This window comes from Bacillus sp. FSL H8-0492 (assembly GCF_038006145.1).
GTDB classification, from domain to species: domain Bacteria; phylum Bacillota; class Bacilli; order Bacillales; family Bacillaceae_G; genus Bacillus_A; species Bacillus_A mycoides.
Map to the genome: position 1 here is coordinate 3,180,104 of NZ_JBBOUP010000001.1, position 18,290 is coordinate 3,198,393.

Sequence of the window (18,290 nt, forward strand, 5' to 3'; positions counted from 1 at the left end):
ACAATGTAAGAAAATTCAATCAAGGGGGATATTTGATGGAGCTTCAACTTTTTTCACCTTATACAATTAAGGACGTTACGCTAAAAAACCGTATCGTTATGTCGCCTATGTGTATGTATTCATCAGAGAATGAGGATGGCCAAGTAACTAATTTTCATCTCGTCCATTATGGAACCAGGGCTGCTGGCCAAGTAGGTTTAGTTATGATTGAAGCAACAGCTGTGTTACCTGAAGGACGAATTTCTAACAAAGACTTAGGCATTTGGGATGATAATCTAATTGAAGGCTTACATAAAACGACAACATTTATACATAATAACGGTGCAAAAGCAGCCATTCAACTCGCTCACGCCGGAAGAAAGGCTGAATTAGAAACAGATGCTTTCGCTCCCTCAGCAATTCCGTTTAACGATAGAATGAAAATACCAGTAGAAATGAATAAACAGCAAATTAAAGAAACTGTTTCTGCTTTTCAAAAAGCAGCTTTACGCTCTAAACGAGCGGGGGTTGACGTTATTGAATTACATGGTGCTCACGGTTATCTTATTAATGAATTTCTTTCTCCGCTTTCAAATAAGCGGACTGATGAATACGGGGGTTCACCTGAAAATCGCTATCGTTTCTTACGCGAAATCATCGATGCTGTAAATGAAGTTTGGAACGGACCGTTATTTGTTCGTATTTCAGCAAATGATTATCATCCTGACGGGTTAACAGTTCAAGATTATGTGCAGTATACAGGATGGATGAAAGAACAAGGGGTAGATTTAATCGATTGTAGTTCTGGTGCTGTTGTACCCGCACATATTGATGTGTATCCTGGTTACCAAGTACAATATGCTAAACATATTAAGGGGCATGTTGACATCGCGACTGGTGCGGTAGGATTAATTACAACCGGATCACAAGCAGAGCAAATTTTAAATAATAGCGAAGCAGATTTAATTTTTATCGGACGCGAGTTACTTCGTAATCCATACTTCCCAAGAATAGCTGCCAATGAACTTGGCTTTGAATTAAAAGAACCATATCAGTACCGACGAGCACCCGGGAAAATTAAAACTAATAAATAAAACCGAGAAATTATTCTTCTCGGTTTTACTTATTTTATTTCTATAATATCGTTTGAACTATAAATATGAATACCAGATTCTTCACGTAGCGCTGTTATATACATTCCTTTCGCCACATCTTTAGCTGAAATTGGTTTATACTTTTTAAAAGCCCCTTTAAATATAAACGGAAGAATACGAGATAATTTCTCAGCCATTCTTTCCCCAAAACGATATTCTTGTCGATTTCCAACTAATAATGACGGCCTGAAAATATGTATGCCACCAATAACTAGCTTTTTCAGCTCCTCTTCCATTTTCCCCTTCACTTGCGAGTAAAAGAAAAATGATTTAGGTTTTGCTCCCATTGATGATATAACAAGAAAATTTTGCACGCCTTGTTTTTCAGCTAAGCAGGCAGCTCGTAATGTATATTCATAATCTACTTTTTTAAAATTCGACTTCGACTTCGCTTTTTTTATCGTTGTTCCTAAGCAACTAAAAACATCATCTACTGCAAAAAATTCTTTGTATTCCTCTAATACTGAAAAATCCACCTGTTTCTGTTGCAATTTCTCATGCTGTAATTGTAATGGTTCCCTTACAAAAATAGTAACCGAATCGTAGTAATCTGAGTCAAGTAATAGTCGCGTTATTTCTTGTCCAACTAACCCACTTGCGCCAAGTACTAACGCTGTTCGCTTATTCATATATGTGTATACCTCTTTATTTACTATTCTCTCCTATAGCTAGTCGTCGCTAACAGGAGTTTCCGTTCTCCCATTTTACCATAAGTAAAGCACTATGCGTATGCATAGTGCTTTACTTACTCTTTTTTCTCTTCTTTTTCTTCTGCTGGCAATTTTGTAATTGTTGTAGCATCCCCTAAATTACTTATTAGTCTTCTTAAAAAAATTAAAACAAAAGATAATGGCAAAACAACCGCAAGTATTAATAAGATAGCTTCCATGAAGTAACCCAAGCGCTCATCCCCTTTTTTCTGCTCCCTCCCAATATATGAAAGTAACATTGTCACATATGCACCAATCATAAAAATTAATACCTTTCTTTTTGACAAATTTATAACAAAAACAAATCGTAATGATTATTATTTATTGCAACTTTCATAAAGATGTATTATACTAGGTTCGCAACCTAAAACGTAATTATTCCGTTTTGTATTAAAACGATATTTTCTTCTTATATTTGGAGAAAATATAATTGTAAAAAAGAAAAGAGGAGAATTATATGCCTAAAAAATTAGCTCTATTTTCATTTATACTTATTTTCACACTCATCTTTGCTGGATGTTCTAACAACAAAGATAGTGCAGCGAAAAAAGATGGGAAACTTTCTGTTTATACAACCATTTTCCCACTCGCTGACTTTGCAAAAAAAATCGGTGGTGATTATGTAAATGTAGAAACAATTTACCCACCTGGTGCGGATTCTCATACATTTGAACCAAGTCAAAAGCAGACTGTACAAGTGGCAAAAGCCGATTTATTTGTTTATAACGGCGCAGAATTAGAACCATTTGCCGAAAAAATGGAAAAATCATTAAAAAAAGAAAACGTAAAAATTGTAAATGCATCTAAAGATATCGAACTTCGTGCTTCATCTGAAGAAGAGCAGCACGATCATGGAGACGGTCATAAAGAAGATGAACATCATCACGATAAAGACCCACACGTTTGGATAGACCCTACTCTTGCGATGAAACAAGCAGAAAAAATTAAAAATGCACTTGTAGAATTACAGCCTGAACATAAAAAAGAGTTCGAAAAAAACTTTGCAGCACTACAAACAAAATTTACTGATTTAGATGATCAATTTAAAGCAGTTGTTGCAAATGCAAAAACGAAAGAAATATTAGTTTCACACGCAGCTTACGGCTACTGGGAACAACGATACGGTTTGAAACAAATTCCAATCGCTGGAATTTCAGCATCTGATGAACCATCTCAAAAGCAGCTTGCTGACATTACAAAAACAGTAAAAGAGCACGGTCTACAATATATTTTATTTGAAACATTCTCTACTCCAAAAGTAGCATCAGTTATTCAAAAAGAAACAGGCACAAAAATTTTACGCTTAAATCACCTTGCTACTATTTCTGAGGATGATGCAAAGAACAATAAAGATTACTTCACATTAATGGAAGAAAACGTAAATACTTTAAAAGAAGCAACAAACTAATCAACTATATTTTCTAGGGAGCTGAATATGTCATTCAGCTTCCTTTTTATGTATTTATCCTTGACTTGATCGAAATAACAAGTAGAATTATCCATATTAGCTTGTAAGCTATACTAATTTAGAAGGTGAGTTGGAACTATGAATCTTCACATTTGTGAAGTAACAGCAAATAATTGGCGTTCAGTTGCTGCTTTAGACGTAGCAAAAGACCAGCAGCAGTTTATTGAAAGCAATGCGTTTTCTTTAGCGGAATCATTATATGAAGAAAACGGAACGTCAGTAGGCTTATATGACAAAGAAACACTCGTTGGATACGCAATGTACGGTTGGTATTCCCAAAAACATGAAAGCGTATGGTTAGATCGTTTTATGATTGACCAACAATTTCAAGGAAAAGGATACGCAAAACGTTTCCTTCGCTTACTAATTCAATTCTTGCAACAAAAATTCGAATGTAAAATAATTTATTTAAGTTTACATCCTGACAACAAACACGCAATGGGACTATATGAGTCATTTGGCTTCCGTTTAAATGGGGATATTGATGACGAAGGTCCAGTCGTAGGTGTTGTAATGGAATTACTTATAGATGAAAATACAAGTCTGTGAAAACAGGCTTTTTATTATGCATTTATCAATGTTATGTTTTCTATTTTTAGTTTCGTTCCCTTATTACTTCATTTTTGTAATCTAGCATTATCTCATTAAAATGCTCATAAAAAAAAGCCTGCAATATACGCAGACTTATTTCACACATTCTTCAAAATGTTCTTGGAACCATTCTTTATTAATATCTCTTCCGATGAAAACTACTTCGCTTACTCGCTCTTCGCCCTCTTGCCACTCTCTATCGTACGAAGCAGCAAATAACGTATGCACACCTTGGAAAACAATACGTTTATCTACTCCATCAATAGATAAAATTCCTTTGTAGCGATATAAATGCTCCCCTAGTTCCTGAACGACAGCTGACATCCACTCATTCAATTTTTGTAAATCTAACGGACATTCTTCACGTAGTACAAACGATTTTACACCTTCTAGATGGTTATGTTCTGTATGAGGGTAAATTTGCAGCGTATCTTTCGTTTTAAACGTTTGAATTTGTAATAACGATGGAATATCTACCTCACAGTTAGTCGCCTCGATTAACTTTGCAGTCGGGTTAATTCCTTGAAGTTCATGCAAGAGATTTTCTTTCTCATTTTCTTCAATTAAATCTAATTTATTAACTAACACAACATCAGCAAAGGCAATTTGTTCTTTTGCTTCTAGTCCCTTTTCAAAATGTTTATGTATATGATAGCTATCTACAACTGTTACAACACCGTTAATTTGGTATGCAGATTGAATAACTGGATCTAAAAAGAAAGTTTGAATAATCGGACCTGGATTTGCAAGACCTGTTGTTTCAATTACTAATCCATCAAAGTCCATTTTCCCTTCTGCTTTCACATCCAGTAATTGTTTTAAAGCAACAAGTAAATCTTCACGCACAGTACAGCATAAACAACCGTTTGTCATTTCCATAATTTCTTCTTCAACGTTCATAATTAATTGATTATCGATACCAATTTGCCCTATTTCATTTACAATCACTGCTAATTTCTTGCCGTGATCCTCTGATAAAATTCGATTTAATAATGTCGTTTTCCCTGATCCAAGAAAACCAGTTAGTATTGTTACTGGAATCATTCCTTACATCTCCTTATAGCTATATGTTTCTACATTATAGCATATAGAGAAAAACGTTTTTGTAGCAAAACATATTTATTGTATGTACGACCCTGTAACTATATAATAATACGTAGTAAGAAAGCCTTTTCAAAAATATTATTCATTCATATAGGGGGTACTTATAGTGGAACGAGTTCAAATGGCCGAAACGCTAGAATTTTCTCGTATTATTCAAGGTTTTTGGCGTTTAGCAGAATGGAATATGCCAAAGCAAGAGTTACTTTCTTTTATTGAAGACTGTATGGATTTGGGGATTACTACTTTCGATCACGCTGATATTTATGGTGGGTATACGTGTGAAGGATTGTTTGGAGAAGCGTTACAATTAAAGCCTTCCTTACGCGAAAATATGCAAATCATCACTAAATGTGGAATCGCTCCCCCATCACCTAAATTTCCAGAGCGATATGTTGCTCACTACAATACGAGTGCTGAACATATAATAAAAAGCGTGGAAGGTTCATTACAAAACTTACATACAGATTATATTGATGTATTGCTCATCCATCGGCCAGATCCATTTATGGATCCAACTGAAGTGGCAGAAGCGTTCTCACGCTTAAAGCAAGAAGGCAAAGTTCGCCACTTCGGTGTATCTAACTTTTTACCTTCACAATTTAATATGTTAAGTTCGTATTTAGATTTCCCACTCATTACAAATCAAATTGAAGTATCTGCGATGCAAATCGAGCATTTTGAAAAAGGTACGATTGATTTATGCCAAGAAAAACGAATCAATCCAATGATTTGGTCACCTCTTGCTGGTGGAGAAATCTTTACTGGCCAATCAGAACGCGCCGTACGTGTACGTGAAACTTTACAAAAAGTTGCTACTGAACTAGGTGTTACTAGCATCGATACTGTTATGTATGCATGGTTACTCGCTCATCCAGCTAACATGATGCCAATCGTTGGCTCTGGTAAATTAGATCGAGTAAAAACGGCTGCAATGGCAACAAAAGTTAATTTAGACCGCCAACAATGGTTTACAATTTTCGAAAGCTCTAACGGTCATCCTGTACCATAATAAACAAAAAGAAGAGCTGTTTCTTTACAGCTCTTCTTTTTCATATGTATTTCTCGTCATTGCAAATACACACATATCCCTTAATCCATTTCCATCCACCGCAACACTCGCGCTTTCTAAAGTACCCTCTAATTTAAAGCCTAATTTCTCTGGTATCGCTCTGCTCTTCTTATTTAGAGAATCACAACGAATTTCTACGCGGTTTGCTTTCAATTCAGTGAAAGCATAATCTGTTATACCTTTTGCAGCCTCTACCATATAGCCCTTTCCACTAAACCTTGAATCAATCCAATACCCGATTTCAAATTGAGGTATATCCCAATTAATACGATGTAATCCGGCAGATGCAATAAATTCACCTGTTTCGTTCGAAAAAACTAGTAATCTCAAATCCTCACGCTGCAAAAATTGAATATGCGATTTTCTAATACTCTCTTCTATTTCTTCCTCTGTTTGCTCTTTTTGTGCAAAGACCATCCAAGGTTTTAATTCTTGTATTGAAGCTTGAATTGCGTCATATACAACTTTACCATCACCTGGTTTTGGCATTCGAATAAAAAGCCTGTCAGTATAAAATTCAGAAGGAAAATCGAATAATAACGGATTCACTGTAAACACTCCCTATAATTCTTTTATATATAATAATATCCATCTCAAGTTATATAGTAAAGAAATTTCTGAATTTTAAACTTTTTAATCATTCACTTCCATCGCCACACGCACTCCGGATTCAATCGCACCTTGAATCCATCCGTGATACAGCGTTGTATGATCTCCGGCAAAGTATATTCTCCCCTCAGGTTTTACAATGACTGGCTGTAATTCAGATTCTTGACCAGCTTGAAATAGTGCAAACCCTCCAAGCGCATATGGATCTAATGTCCAACTTTTTGATATTCCAGACATGAACTCATCATATACTTGACCGCCTAATATTGTTGCTAAATTTTGTAGTGTGTAATAGATACGATCCCCCTTTGATAACCCATCCCATAACAACGCATCATAAGACCATGTATAGCTTCCTAACATCATAGCAGGTCCTTTCTCCCCGATTCCATGACTTGGATAATACGCATAACGTATAGGAAGATCTGTTATAATTCTCCCACCTAATTGCCCTTGTTCCTCCCAAAAACGACTTTTAAATTGAATTCCTATTTTTGTAGCTGGCATATAATGCAATTCGCGAATTGTTTTCCACTTCGCATGAGATATCGAATCAAATGGATCTACTTCTACAAATCGCATTGTTGAAAAAGGAATTGTAACAATAACTAAATCCCCTGTAATACTACTATATTCAAAAGTTTCCTCGTTCCGGTAATAGGCTGTTACACTATTGGCTTGTTGATGAAGCTTCATTAATTTTTGATTATATATAATATTTCCTTCTAATTGTGGTAAAAAAGACTTTGGTAATCTATCATTCCCACCTATTATTTCGCAAAATCCGCTCTCCTCTTGCATAATATATAAAAAACGTAACGTCTCAACGAATGACCTTTCTAAAAAACCTTCTAAATCTAATAGAACACCTATCATCTCAATCGTTACTGGCGAAAAATACGTATTATATTGATAAGGATGATATTTTAAAAATTGACCTGTAGAATATTTCCCAAAATCCTTTACTACAATATCCCAATTTTTCTCTGGGTTCTTTTTTATAAAATTTATAATGGGCTGTACCGCTAACATTAATAGTTCCTCAGACGTTTTCCCAACTTCATTCATTTCCACAGGATATCTTAAAATACTTGGATCTTTTTCGTATTGTTTTAATGTCGTTTTCCGACCATTTACGTATATAATATCTGTCTCATTCCTATTAATAAAAGGGCTCACCTGTAGCCCAAACTTTCTTATATATGCCATCGTTAATGTATGCGAATACGGAATTCTCATCGCTCCAACATCTAAATATAATCCGGTATCTTCCATCCTAACTGTCTCTATGCGGCCACCTACACGGTTGTTCGCTTCAAAAACCTTCACTTCATGCCCTGCTGCTTTTAATAAAGATGCCGAAACTAATCCAGCCATACCAGCCCCTACTACAATGATTTGTTTCGGACGTGTCGTCTTCTTCAATCCCTTATTTATAACTTTTAACGTTTCATCCATCTCATTGTTAAACATTATATCTTTCTGCACAATCCCACCCCTTACTTCATGAAATACGAATTAGTGGTTTAGTGCATTTTATTCATAAATTCACTTAAACATAACACCACCACAATTTGAAAATTCACTAAAAATACATAAGGTGCAGCTCTCCCCCTTCCACATGCTTCATATGATAAACATACAGATAGTAACTGTATGGAAAGGGTGGATACACATGAAACGTACTTACGATTATCAGGCTACAAAAAAACATTTAGAATTAAAGAAACAGCAGTTATGTAAAAAACTCACTAGCGTTAAACTAACTGAAGAAGAACGCAAGCAAATACATTTAGAAATTGATAACTACGAATATATATTAAACTTAGTCGAAATGAATCATTATGAACGAGGGTTTTCTCATTAAAAGCGGATAAAAAATTATTCACTTTTCCTTTTGAGCATTTCATTACGCATTTTTCGTAAGTAAATATATAATAGGATGTACATTAAGATTGAGAGGTATATTCTATGATCAAATTAAGTGTATTAGACCAATCACCTATTTCAGATGGTAGCACAGCAGCCCAAGCTATTTCGCATACAGTTACGCTTGCACAAGAAGTTGAGAAACTCGGATTCACACGTTTTTGGGTATCCGAGCACCATAATTCAGTTAGCTTAGCTGGTTCAAGTCCAGAAATACTCATTTCACATATTGCCGCGAAAACTGACCGTATTAGAGTTGGTTCTGGTGGTGTTATGCTGCCACATTATAGTCCATATAAAGTTGCCGAGAATTTCCGCGTTTTAGAAGCACTTTATAAGGGCCGCATCGACCTTGGTGTCGGGAGAGCGCCTGGTGGTATGCCGATAGCAACTCGCGCACTTCAAGAAGGTAAAATGGTCTCACTTGATCAATATCCAGAACAAATTGCAGATGTTGCTATGTACTTACATGATCAAGTACCAGAAAACCATCATTATGCAAACTTAAAGGCTACTCCAGTTATCCCAACATCTCCTGAAATGTGGATGCTCGGATCTAGCGGAGAAAGTGCAATGATTGCCGCAAAGCAAGGCGCTTCTTTTGCATTTGCACAGTTCATTAACGGATACGGTGGCCCTGAAGTAATGAAGGCTTACCAAGAACAATTCCAACCTTCCTATTTAGGTGATAAACCAAAATCAATCGTATCTATTTTTGTTATTTGCGGAGAAACAAATGAAGAAGCGGAGAAGATTGCATCAAGCCTTGATTTATCGATTTTACTATTAGAACAAGGAAAACGGACTACTGGTACTCCTTCTATTGAAACTGCTCAAAATTATTCGTATAGTGCTTATGATCTATTCCGCATAAAAGAAAATCGTCAACGTATGATTGTCGGTGATCCGTCTTCTGTGAAAGAAAAAATATTAAACTTAAGCAAAGCGTATAATACTGACGAATTTATGATTGTCACGATTACTCATCAATTTGAACATAAATTAAACTCTTATCGCCTATTGGCAGATGCTTTTAATTTATAATAACGAAAAGGAGATGCATCACATATGATGCATCTCCTTTTCTTACTACCAATCAATTATTTTTGCTTCCTATATATTCAATAGCTTCTTTTAATAACTCATCAAAATTATGAGGGTAATCATGATTTAAGTTAGGCACAACTTTATACTTATGTTCTATATTTTTATCCTTTAATAACTTTACAAATTGCTGTGTACCTTCAAAACAATCTTCATCTTGATCCCCACATATTATATATCCTTTTATGCTTTTATCATGCAATATTCCAATCATTTCTTCCCATTCTTCCATTTCCGGGAGCCACGGTGCCACAAAAATAAAACCGTTCACTTCTATTTCACCTTGTAACATGGAATGTAACGCTACTCTTGCCCCAGCAGAAAAGCCACCAATAATAATATTCCCAAATGTTTTATTCACTTTAATCTTATTGTAATGTCCTTTTAACTCTTCTCTTCCTCTTTCGATATTATCCCAAACATACCCATCTGAAAATTGAATTTGGGAAGATTGAGGCAATGCCAGCATAAAACCTTGTTCCATTACAGAGTTCCAATATGGTTCTATTATTTGTATATTTTCTTGATCCCCATGCAGTGTTATTAGTAGATTTTCATTTTGTTTGCTGTATTTATATTTCACGTCTGCTTGTTCCGATTTCTTTTCTAATTCTTCTCTTTCTTTACATAATTGAACCATTCTATGAAACTCTTCAAATTTATGTAGTGGTTTTAAATCATCATCGGAAATTAAATACTCACTTCCGTACCAAAATCCATTTTCTATAATTGCTTTCTTCATTAAATGCAACGCTTCTTCTTCAAGTCCTGCTGCACTTGCTAATGCATATTTAAAATTATATATTTGTGCTTCATTACCCCTTACATCTTTAGCATTATTCATTATATAAGAATACGCTTCAAAACTTCCTTTATTTGCATAACAATGTAACGTTTCATTTAATAACTTAATATAAGTCATATTATTTTCCATATAGGAATTCCCCTTTTATAATAATTGCTTCTCCAATCTTCCTATCATTCTAGGGTCACGGTATAAATAGTTAAATTCTACAATTTAACTTAACAATACCTGATTCTCAGAATGATATTTAATAGTTAATGTATGTATACGCATAATACACCACTCCTTCCTATCCACTAGTTGTAGTATAAAGTTAAATAAACTGAAAAATCAATATTTTAATAAAAAAAAGACAACAATAATATTATTGTTGTTCTCATAACATCTGCCCACTATTCTTTTTTTTCTTATCCGGTTTACTTGAAACTAAATAATGCTTTTCTGAAATATATAAGTTTCTTTTTAATATACGATTTAAATATGGTCCTAGCTTCACTCCGCATATGAGGCGATCTTCGCTATCTTCAACAATTGGGAACATTTCTTTTTCTGTTACATATTGATCTACGGCCTTTTGTACGATATCAATTTCTTTAACTAGGTTTAAATTTTCTTCTGTATGTTCAAATACTTCAAGCGTTTCCTTCGTTATCAGAAAAAAATTTGTTGGAAATGCAGGTAAATAGGGCTTTAACAAATCATAATTTACTGTGTAATCATCATTTACTAAAACTGTATAAACGATATTAGCATTCGTTTCTAGAAACTTCGCCATCGCTTGTTCTAATTCATCTTTCGTAATTTCCCTATCTTCTTTTCCAGTTCTAAAAAAGCAAAACATTGTATCGCCTCCTTTTTACTATATTATAGCATAAAAGAAAACTGAAAAATTATAAAAAACTCTATTGAAAGAATTTTTCAATAGAGTTTTTCTTTAATCCATTTATGTTTATTTTAAGAATGCACTTAACATCCATACATGTTGTTCTAATGTCGTATGAATTGCTAATAGCATATCAGCCGATGTTTCATCATCAGCTTCATCAGCTACTTCCATACCTTCTTTTAATTCTTGAATAAGTGCAGAAAAATCGTTTACTAAAATTCGCACCATTTCTTCTGCAGACTCTTTGCTTGTCCCTTCGATTACAGTTGAAGTTGCTAAATACTCTTTCATTGTCGCTAACGGTTTTCCTTCTAACGCTAAAATACGCTCTGCTAACTCATCAATGTATGTTCCTGCTTCATTATAAAACTCTTCAAATTTCTCATGTAATGTAAAGAAGTGCGGTCCTGTCACATACCAATGATAATTATGCAGTTTGACATATAATACATTCCAGTTTGCTACCTGCTTGTTTAATACTTCAACAACATTCGTTTTCGTACTCATACAATCCACTCCTCTTATCATGTTACTATCTTTTAATGACCTAACTTCATTTTACCATACATTCCCTATTTTTTTGAATGAACAGCTTTTATGTAACAAAGTTTTAACAACCTTAATATTTCCCTAATATCATATAATTCATGTATCCTTTCAACTACTTCATATGTCTAATTGTCCAAGCTCACACATATGCATAATAGTAAGTCAAGCTCATCATAGAAGAAAGAGGGATAACATGGACAATCAACAATGGCAAGTAGCAAAGAAAGTCGCTGCTACTTATATCGGAACGGTCGTTGGAGCTGGATTTGCTACTGGGCGAGAAATTGTCGAATTTTTTACAGTTAACGGATTGTACGGAACCATTGGCATATGTATAAGTGGATTTTTTTTTATTTGGCTCGGTACAAAAATGATGTTACTTTCATCACAAATCGGGGCATTTTCAGCGCAAGAATTTAATAACTATTTATTTGGGGATGTATTTGGAAATGTCGTAAATACTTTATTATTACTCGTATTATTTGGCGTAACTAGCGTTATGTTATCAGGAGCCGGGGCAGTATTTGAAGAACAACTTCGTCTCCCAAGACAACTTGGTATTTTCATCACAGTCATCGCCTGCCTCATTATTGGGAGCCGGGGATTACAAGGTGTTTTTGAAGTGAATACACTTGTCGTACCTATTATGATGATTTTCATTATCGGACTTGCTATTACAACCTTTATTCATGGTACAACTCCTATTATTGACACCGTTCCTACAGAAAGTTGGAATATGAAATGGATTACTAGCCCTATTACATATGTTGCATTAAATCTGTCTCTCGCCCAAAGTGTTCTCGTCCCATTGGCCAGTGAAGTAAAAGATCGAAAAGCTATTTTATGGGGTGGTATTTTAGGCGGCGCGGGGCTTTGCTTTATTTTATTATGTAGCCATCTAGCAATATTATCAGTTGAACAATTTTATCAATATAACATCCCAATGGCTGAAGTTGTAAGAAGGTTTAATGCAACTTTCCATTTTTTCTTTGTTCTTATCATTTTTGGTGAAGTATTCACCACATTAGTTGGGAATATATTCGGAATGACAAAACAAATGCAATCCATTACCGGATGGAAAAGTAATAACATTATTTACTTCATATTACTAATTAGTTATTGCTTTAGTTTCATTGGATATAGTGAATTACTTCATATTCTATACCCTATTATCGGTTGGGTGAGCATCATTTTACTACCGATTATTGCCTTTAAACAACTTCAAAAAACATAAAAAAACATCCGTGTATACGGATGTTTTTCATCTTCATTCACATTCTTCACATACTTCCCAGTACGGCCCCATTTCTACTGCAAGATATGGCTTTAATTGCAAACGAATCATTCGACTTGGCATGCGTTCCAATACGAATTGAATGCCGTCTTCCTCTTCATCCAACTCAACTTTTGAAATAGCAATTCTTTGCATAGTAGTAATAGGGCTTCCATCTTTATATAAAGTGATTTTCACCTCATCATACTCATTAAAATACAATTCAACATTCATTTGCTTTTTTAACATTTCATCAACAATTTCATAATTATCATTTTGTTCCTGGATTATATATTTCCAGCCGCCTCTATCTAATTCTATCGGAGCAGCTTGGAATAATGTCATCAAATCCTCGTATAGCATAAGATAACCCCTCTCTTACTAAAAAACGATGAGTATTTTATATACCCTTTATCTCTATCACTATCCATGTTTATTGTACCATATATCACGAATCTTACTGCATTCATTTGCTTTATAAACACATACAAAACATATAGTATTTTCAGTTCACTCTCTATTCACTAGTACGTCCTCTTACTGATAACTTATCACTTTCCTTATTTCCTACACACTACTTATAACTCTTAAAAAACCACAAAAAAGAAGAGTAATTTATATCACTCTCCTCATAAAACTTTTCCTGTAGCTGCTAATGCTAACACTATAATCAAACTTGCAAATAATAGTGATACAATTAAACTAAAAATCGGTAATATTTTCTTTTCATTCTTCTTAAATAATAACCTTAAACTAAGAATGATATTTAATGGAACAAATATAAAATAAAAGTATTTAACGATTTGTAATGAGCTATTTGAAAGTGTTTTAAATACAAACACTTCAATTAAAAAAGCAACAAAGAATAAAATGCTTAACCAAAACGAGACATAGCTAAGCCAAGAATGTCTTTTCGTTCCCCAATACACTCCCATACTGATCTCCTTTAAACGTAGTCTATATTATATTAATTATACACCCGCTTAACAAATTCCTCTATTTTTCGACAAACATTAAATACATTGAACCTCTAATCCGTTTATCAGCTAAAAGACTGTCTCTAATAGCACTAATGCTATTTTGAGACAGCCTCCCCTTTTTATACTTTAAATCTTTCAATTAATACTTGTAACTCTTCAGCCATTTGAGATAGTATACCAGCCGCAGAACCAATTTCTTCCATAGAAGCTAACTGCTCCTCAGCTGACGCTGCAACACTTTGTGTACTCGTCGCATTATTTTGTGCCGTCATAGCAATTTGACCAACCGAAATAGATACTTCATTTGCACCTTTTGACATCCCATTAGCTGTTTCAACCATCGTTTTAATTTGGTCAGCAATTTCATTTGTAGATTGTAAAATTTCAGTGAAATTTTGTTTTGTTTCACTTGCGATAACAAGTCCAGATTGCACTTCTTCATTTACATTATTCATAGATTTTACTGTCTTACTCATATCATCTTGTATTTCACAAATTAATTTACTAATTTCACTTGATGATACACTAGATTGTTCTGCTAATTTTCGTACTTCATCAGCAACAATTGCAAAGCCTCTTCCATGCTCACCAGCTCTTGCAGCCTCAATTGCTGCATTTAAAGCTAGAAGATTTGTCTGATCTGCAATATTTTGAATAACTTCTAAAATATCACCAATTTGCTTTGATTTGTTATTCAACAACTGAATAACAGCATCTGACTGTGAAACAGATTCCGCAATAGATTGCATTTGATTTACTGTTTTTCCAACTAGCTTTCCACCATCTTCTGCTTTTTCGCGAGTGTGAGCAGAAGCAGTATTAATAGATGATGAGCTATTTGCTACATGCTGAATCCCTTCTGTTACATCAAACAGTAACATAGCACCATTTTCTACGCTTGCTGTTTGCGTCGTTGCACCACTTGATATTTCATCCATTGCTGATGTAATTTGTTCAGTCGCTTCACTCGCTTGTCTCACACTTGCTGTTAACTCTTCAGATGCAGCTGCAACATGCCCTGCTGAAGTATTAATTCTTCCAATTAACGTTCTTAGTGAATCTGTCATTTCATTAAAACCTTTTGCAAGTTGACCGATTTCATCGTTTGAATTAATTTCAATTGTTTGCGTTAAATCTCCTTCACTTATTTCTTTAGAAGTGGCAACTAATCTCTTTAAAGGTTTTGTAATAGAAAGAGTTACGAAATAAATAAGTGCCCCTCCTACAACTAATGAAATAAGCATAACAATTAACATATTATAAAATACAGGCTGAGCAGCTTCAATTACTTCATTTGAGTACATCGTTCCAACGATTTTCCAACCTGTTTTTAAGTTTGTAGCAAATACCATTTTCTTTTCACTACCATCATACGTGTATGAAAAAGTGCCTTGATTATCTTCGTAAATTCTCTTTGCCCAAGAATCAGCTGCTTTATCTCCTGGTTTTTCTTGAGGATGCGCAATTATTTTTTGTTTTCCATCTAAAATGAAAGTATATCCTTTTTTACCAATATTGATTAACTTTGTTGTTTTCAATAAATTCTCTAAACTTAAATCTACCGCAACAACACCATTTTTATCTTCTGTTTGTTTTGCGATCGTTACGACAATATGTCCATTTCCTTTCGCCTTATACGGTTCAGTGACCACGATTCCACCTTGTTTACTCACTGCATCTTTATACCAAGAACGAGTTGTTGGATCATAATCTGCTGCCATTTGTATATTTGGTTCTTGCACAAACTTCTTATCATTGCCGGCAACATATACTTGTTCAATATCTTTATTTAAATTAATATATTGAGATAATACCTTTCTTAATTCATCTTGATTATCTCCTTGATACATATCACTATGAATCACTCGTGCAAAGTTATTTACTTCGTTAAATTTCGCCTCAATCATTTGATTGATTAAATTATCTAATATTTTTATATTATCGTGAGCACTACTCGTAATTTGTGATTCAAAATTCTTTTTAGCCGTTTGATAAGACATTCCTCCAATAATAGAGACAGCCGCAATTAAAATTATCAAAAATGAAATTAATAGCTTTTTTGCTACTTTTATATCTCGAAACCACCTTAACAGTTTACTCATTATAAACCTCCTACATTTAAATATTAAGTTTTAAAGATAAATAACCAATTATGAATATATCCCATTCCCTATCCTCTATTTTTACAATTCGTTTTTGATAAACACCTTGTAAAGTTTAAACAAATATCCCCCCTTTGTCTATATATATGAATAATATTATTATAAAATTTACAAATACAAAAAACCAAAGGAATAGTCCTTTGGTTTTTTACATTTTTTTATGTTGTTTAGAAATCTTCTTCCATCTATCTCGTTCCGCCCTTGCCAGAGTAATGTTTTGTTTTCTCATAACATATGCCAATTCTCTTTGCAGCTTTTTATAGCTTAGTAAGCGCTCTACGGGTATAGTTCCGTTATCTATAGCATTTCGCACTGCACATCCTGGTTCACCTTCATGTTTACAATCTCGAAAGCGGCAAGTATTTGCAAGATCTTCAATATCGGAAAATGTAGTTTGAATTGCCGTGCTTCCTTCCCAAAGCTGAAGTTCCCTCATACCAGGCGTATCAATTACTAAACCGCCACTCGGTAATTGGAACAGCTCACGATGAGTTGTCGTATGCCGCCCTTTACTATCTTCCTCACGTATATCTCCCGTTTTCGCTATCTCAATTCCTACGAGTGCATTTAACAAAGTAGATTTTCCAACCCCTGATGAGCCGACTAAAGCAATTGTTTTTCCTGAAGCAACAAATTGTTGTAATGAGTCAATACCTCTATGCTCTAAACTATCGACGACGAAGACCGGAACACCAATTGCAACAGCTTCCGTTTCTACAATTTTTTGTTCCACATCTTCACATAAACTACTTTTTGTTAAAACAATAACAGGCATTGCACCACTTTCATACGCTAATAGTAAATAACGCTCCAACCTTCTTACGTTAAAATCATGGTTAAGTGCATTCACTAAAAATAGATAATCTACATTTGTTGCGATAATTTGTTCTTCAGTTCTGTTACCAGCTTCTTGTCTTGAAAAAGAACTTCTTCTCGGAAAAATACGGTGAATAATTGCCTTTTTCTCATTTTCTATTTTCTTTATATATACCCAATCCCCAACTGCCGGATAATCTCCCTTCGTTAACGCTTCATGACGAAACTTCCCAGACAGTTCCGCTACATATTCACCATCATTACAAATAATCCGATATATATGCTTATGCTCAAGTAAAATACGCCCTACTTCATAGTTCTCTACAGCTTGTTCTTCAAAAAAAGAATCCCATCCGAAAGATTCTAAAATATTTTGATCCAAATTGATATCCTCCCTAGTTTGAACTTAGTGGAAGGATTGTGCGCTCACTTATAGAGTATCGCCCTTTCCGTCCACCTTTGTATTTGGTTTATTATTCATATAAGTTAATTTCGCCATAATACATCACCCCGTTCTAATTTTAATTACTCTCATTATATGGAATATCCCATTAAAAAGCTACCTTATTTAACGTAATTTTCAAATAACTTTTTTTAGCATTTTAATTTGTCCGCGATGACTAATTTCATCTTCTAGCATATGAAACCAAAGGTAGTGCTGATTATAAGCTACGCCATTAGGCCACTTTCTTTCTAACATTAGCCATTCGTCATCCTGTTCACTCAAACACTTTAGTGTTTCTTCTCTCACTTTTTGCAAAAGTTGTACATAATACGGTATGTCATAGCCACGAATAGATTTCCCTGCTTCCCCTAAATACAGTGCATCTTCCCATATTTCTAATTCTTCTTTTGTAAAGTCACGCTTTTGAAATGAAATAAGCTGATGTGCTTTTTCAATAGCTGCTATATGCTTTAGTAACGCTCCGATGGAATTCCCTCCACTCGGCATAATTAAATCTAATTGCTCAACTGATAGCTCGTTTATTTCCTGTAATGTTCCAGCATGCTTACTAATCCCCCTATATTTTTTGTATAACCATCTACACTTCTTATTCGATAATCTATATTCATATCACGCACCCCTTTCTACATTCATATT

General features: G+C 34.3%; 19 protein-coding genes and 1 pseudogene. 7 read left to right on the plus strand and 13 right to left on the minus strand.

Translation table 11 applies throughout. The features are described from left to right. Positions 1-35: 35 nt before the first annotated feature. A complete protein-coding gene (gene namA / locus MHH66_RS16385; protein WP_063217732.1) occupies positions 36-1,073 on the plus strand; it encodes an NADPH dehydrogenase NamA in 1,038 nt (345 codons plus the stop codon). A 29-nt stretch (positions 1,074-1,102) separates the two neighbouring features. Here the strand turns inward: namA and MHH66_RS16390 are convergent, their stop codons facing one another. Beyond that, a complete protein-coding gene (locus tag MHH66_RS16390; protein WP_002031464.1) occupies positions 1,103-1,762 on the minus strand; it encodes an oxidoreductase in 660 nt (219 codons plus the stop codon). Positions 1,763-1,878: 116 nt separating this feature from the next. Beyond that, positions 1,879-2,103 (minus strand): hypothetical protein, encoded by a 225-nt coding sequence (locus MHH66_RS16395; protein ID WP_002012427.1) that lies wholly within the window; start codon positions 2,101-2,103, stop codon positions 1,879-1,881. Between the two features lie 197 nt (positions 2,104-2,300). Between MHH66_RS16395 and MHH66_RS16400 the strand changes: the two genes are divergently transcribed. Then, positions 2,301-3,251 carry a metal ABC transporter substrate-binding protein gene (locus MHH66_RS16400; RefSeq protein WP_002031461.1) on the plus strand — a complete coding sequence of 317 codons (951 nt, stop codon included), beginning with the start codon at positions 2,301-2,303 and terminating at the stop codon, positions 3,249-3,251. 138 nt (positions 3,252-3,389) lie between these two features. Next, positions 3,390-3,860, plus strand: a complete 471-nt coding sequence (locus MHH66_RS16405; protein WP_002012425.1) for a GNAT family N-acetyltransferase — start codon at positions 3,390-3,392, stop codon at positions 3,858-3,860. Between the two features lie 135 nt (positions 3,861-3,995). Here MHH66_RS16405 and MHH66_RS16410 read toward each other — a convergent pair whose 3' ends face one another. Next, complete coding sequence (locus tag MHH66_RS16410) at positions 3,996-4,946, minus strand: CobW family GTP-binding protein (RefSeq protein WP_078184752.1); 951 nt, start codon at positions 4,944-4,946, stop codon at positions 3,996-3,998. 166 nt (positions 4,947-5,112) lie between these two features. Here MHH66_RS16410 and MHH66_RS16415 point away from each other — a divergent pair, with 166 nt between their 5' ends. Further along, a complete protein-coding gene (locus MHH66_RS16415) occupies positions 5,113-6,015 on the plus strand; it encodes an aldo/keto reductase (protein WP_078184751.1) in 903 nt (300 codons plus the stop codon). A 24-nt stretch (positions 6,016-6,039) separates the two neighbouring features. On the opposite strand, the gene MHH66_RS16420 is transcribed toward MHH66_RS16415, so the two are convergent. Together MHH66_RS16420 and MHH66_RS16425 are read right to left on the minus strand one after the other, a co-directional pair. Continuing rightward, positions 6,040-6,624, minus strand: coding sequence for a GNAT family N-acetyltransferase (locus tag MHH66_RS16420; protein ID WP_002126982.1), 585 nt, complete (start codon positions 6,622-6,624; stop codon positions 6,040-6,042). A gap of 84 nt (positions 6,625-6,708) precedes the next feature. Further along, positions 6,709-8,172: a flavin monoamine oxidase family protein gene (locus tag MHH66_RS16425; RefSeq protein WP_002126981.1), complete on the minus strand. Its 1,464-nt coding sequence runs from the start codon at positions 8,170-8,172 to the stop codon at positions 6,709-6,711. 187 nt (positions 8,173-8,359) lie between these two features. On the opposite strand from MHH66_RS16425, the gene MHH66_RS16430 reads away from it, so the two are divergent. Together MHH66_RS16430 and MHH66_RS16435 are read left to right on the plus strand one after the other, a co-directional pair. Then, positions 8,360-8,551, plus strand: coding sequence for a DUF3896 family protein (locus tag MHH66_RS16430; protein WP_002012420.1), 192 nt, complete (start codon positions 8,360-8,362; stop codon positions 8,549-8,551). Positions 8,552-8,655: 104 nt separating this feature from the next. Continuing rightward, positions 8,656-9,657, plus strand: a complete 1,002-nt coding sequence (locus MHH66_RS16435) for an LLM class flavin-dependent oxidoreductase (protein WP_002012419.1) — start codon at positions 8,656-8,658, stop codon at positions 9,655-9,657. Positions 9,658-9,709: 52 nt separating this feature from the next. Here MHH66_RS16435 and MHH66_RS16440 read toward each other — a convergent pair whose 3' ends face one another. The 3 genes from MHH66_RS16440 to MHH66_RS16450 all read right to left on the minus strand — a co-directional run bounded on the left by MHH66_RS16440 (position 9,710) and on the right by MHH66_RS16450 (position 11,915). Further along, positions 9,710-10,651, minus strand: a complete 942-nt coding sequence (locus MHH66_RS16440) for an alpha/beta hydrolase (RefSeq protein ID WP_078184750.1) — start codon at positions 10,649-10,651, stop codon at positions 9,710-9,712. A gap of 247 nt (positions 10,652-10,898) precedes the next feature. Beyond that, positions 10,899-11,363, minus strand: a complete 465-nt coding sequence (locus tag MHH66_RS16445; protein ID WP_078184749.1) for a DUF3939 domain-containing protein — start codon at positions 11,361-11,363, stop codon at positions 10,899-10,901. A gap of 108 nt (positions 11,364-11,471) precedes the next feature. Then, positions 11,472-11,915: a Dps family protein gene (locus tag MHH66_RS16450; protein WP_002189346.1), complete on the minus strand. Its 444-nt coding sequence runs from the start codon at positions 11,913-11,915 to the stop codon at positions 11,472-11,474. Between the two features lie 235 nt (positions 11,916-12,150). On the opposite strand from MHH66_RS16450, the gene MHH66_RS16455 reads away from it, so the two are divergent. Then, the gene (locus MHH66_RS16455) at positions 12,151-13,191 is read left to right on the plus strand and encodes a YkvI family membrane protein (protein ID WP_063217736.1); all 1,041 of its coding nucleotides are present in this window, start codon (positions 12,151-12,153) and stop codon (positions 13,189-13,191) included. Positions 13,192-13,224: 33 nt separating this feature from the next. Here MHH66_RS16455 and MHH66_RS16460 read toward each other — a convergent pair whose 3' ends face one another. The 5 genes and pseudogenes from MHH66_RS16460 to MHH66_RS16480 form a co-directional block, all read right to left on the minus strand. Then, positions 13,225-13,593, minus strand: coding sequence for a DUF3979 family protein (locus MHH66_RS16460; protein ID WP_002141388.1), 369 nt, complete (start codon positions 13,591-13,593; stop codon positions 13,225-13,227). A 266-nt stretch (positions 13,594-13,859) separates the two neighbouring features. Further along, the gene (locus tag MHH66_RS16465; RefSeq protein WP_002012413.1) at positions 13,860-14,165 is read right to left on the minus strand and encodes a hypothetical protein; all 306 of its coding nucleotides are present in this window, start codon (positions 14,163-14,165) and stop codon (positions 13,860-13,862) included. A 164-nt stretch (positions 14,166-14,329) separates the two neighbouring features. Further along, complete coding sequence (locus MHH66_RS16470) at positions 14,330-16,312, minus strand: methyl-accepting chemotaxis protein (protein WP_078184748.1); 1,983 nt, start codon at positions 16,310-16,312, stop codon at positions 14,330-14,332. 208 nt (positions 16,313-16,520) lie between these two features. Further along, positions 16,521-17,570, minus strand: a complete 1,050-nt coding sequence (gene rsgA / locus MHH66_RS16475) for a ribosome small subunit-dependent GTPase A (protein WP_063217737.1) — start codon at positions 17,568-17,570, stop codon at positions 16,521-16,523. 182 nt (positions 17,571-17,752) lie between these two features. Then, positions 17,753-18,262: pseudogene (locus MHH66_RS16480) on the minus strand (DinB family protein). Positions 18,263-18,290 lie beyond the last annotated feature (28 nt).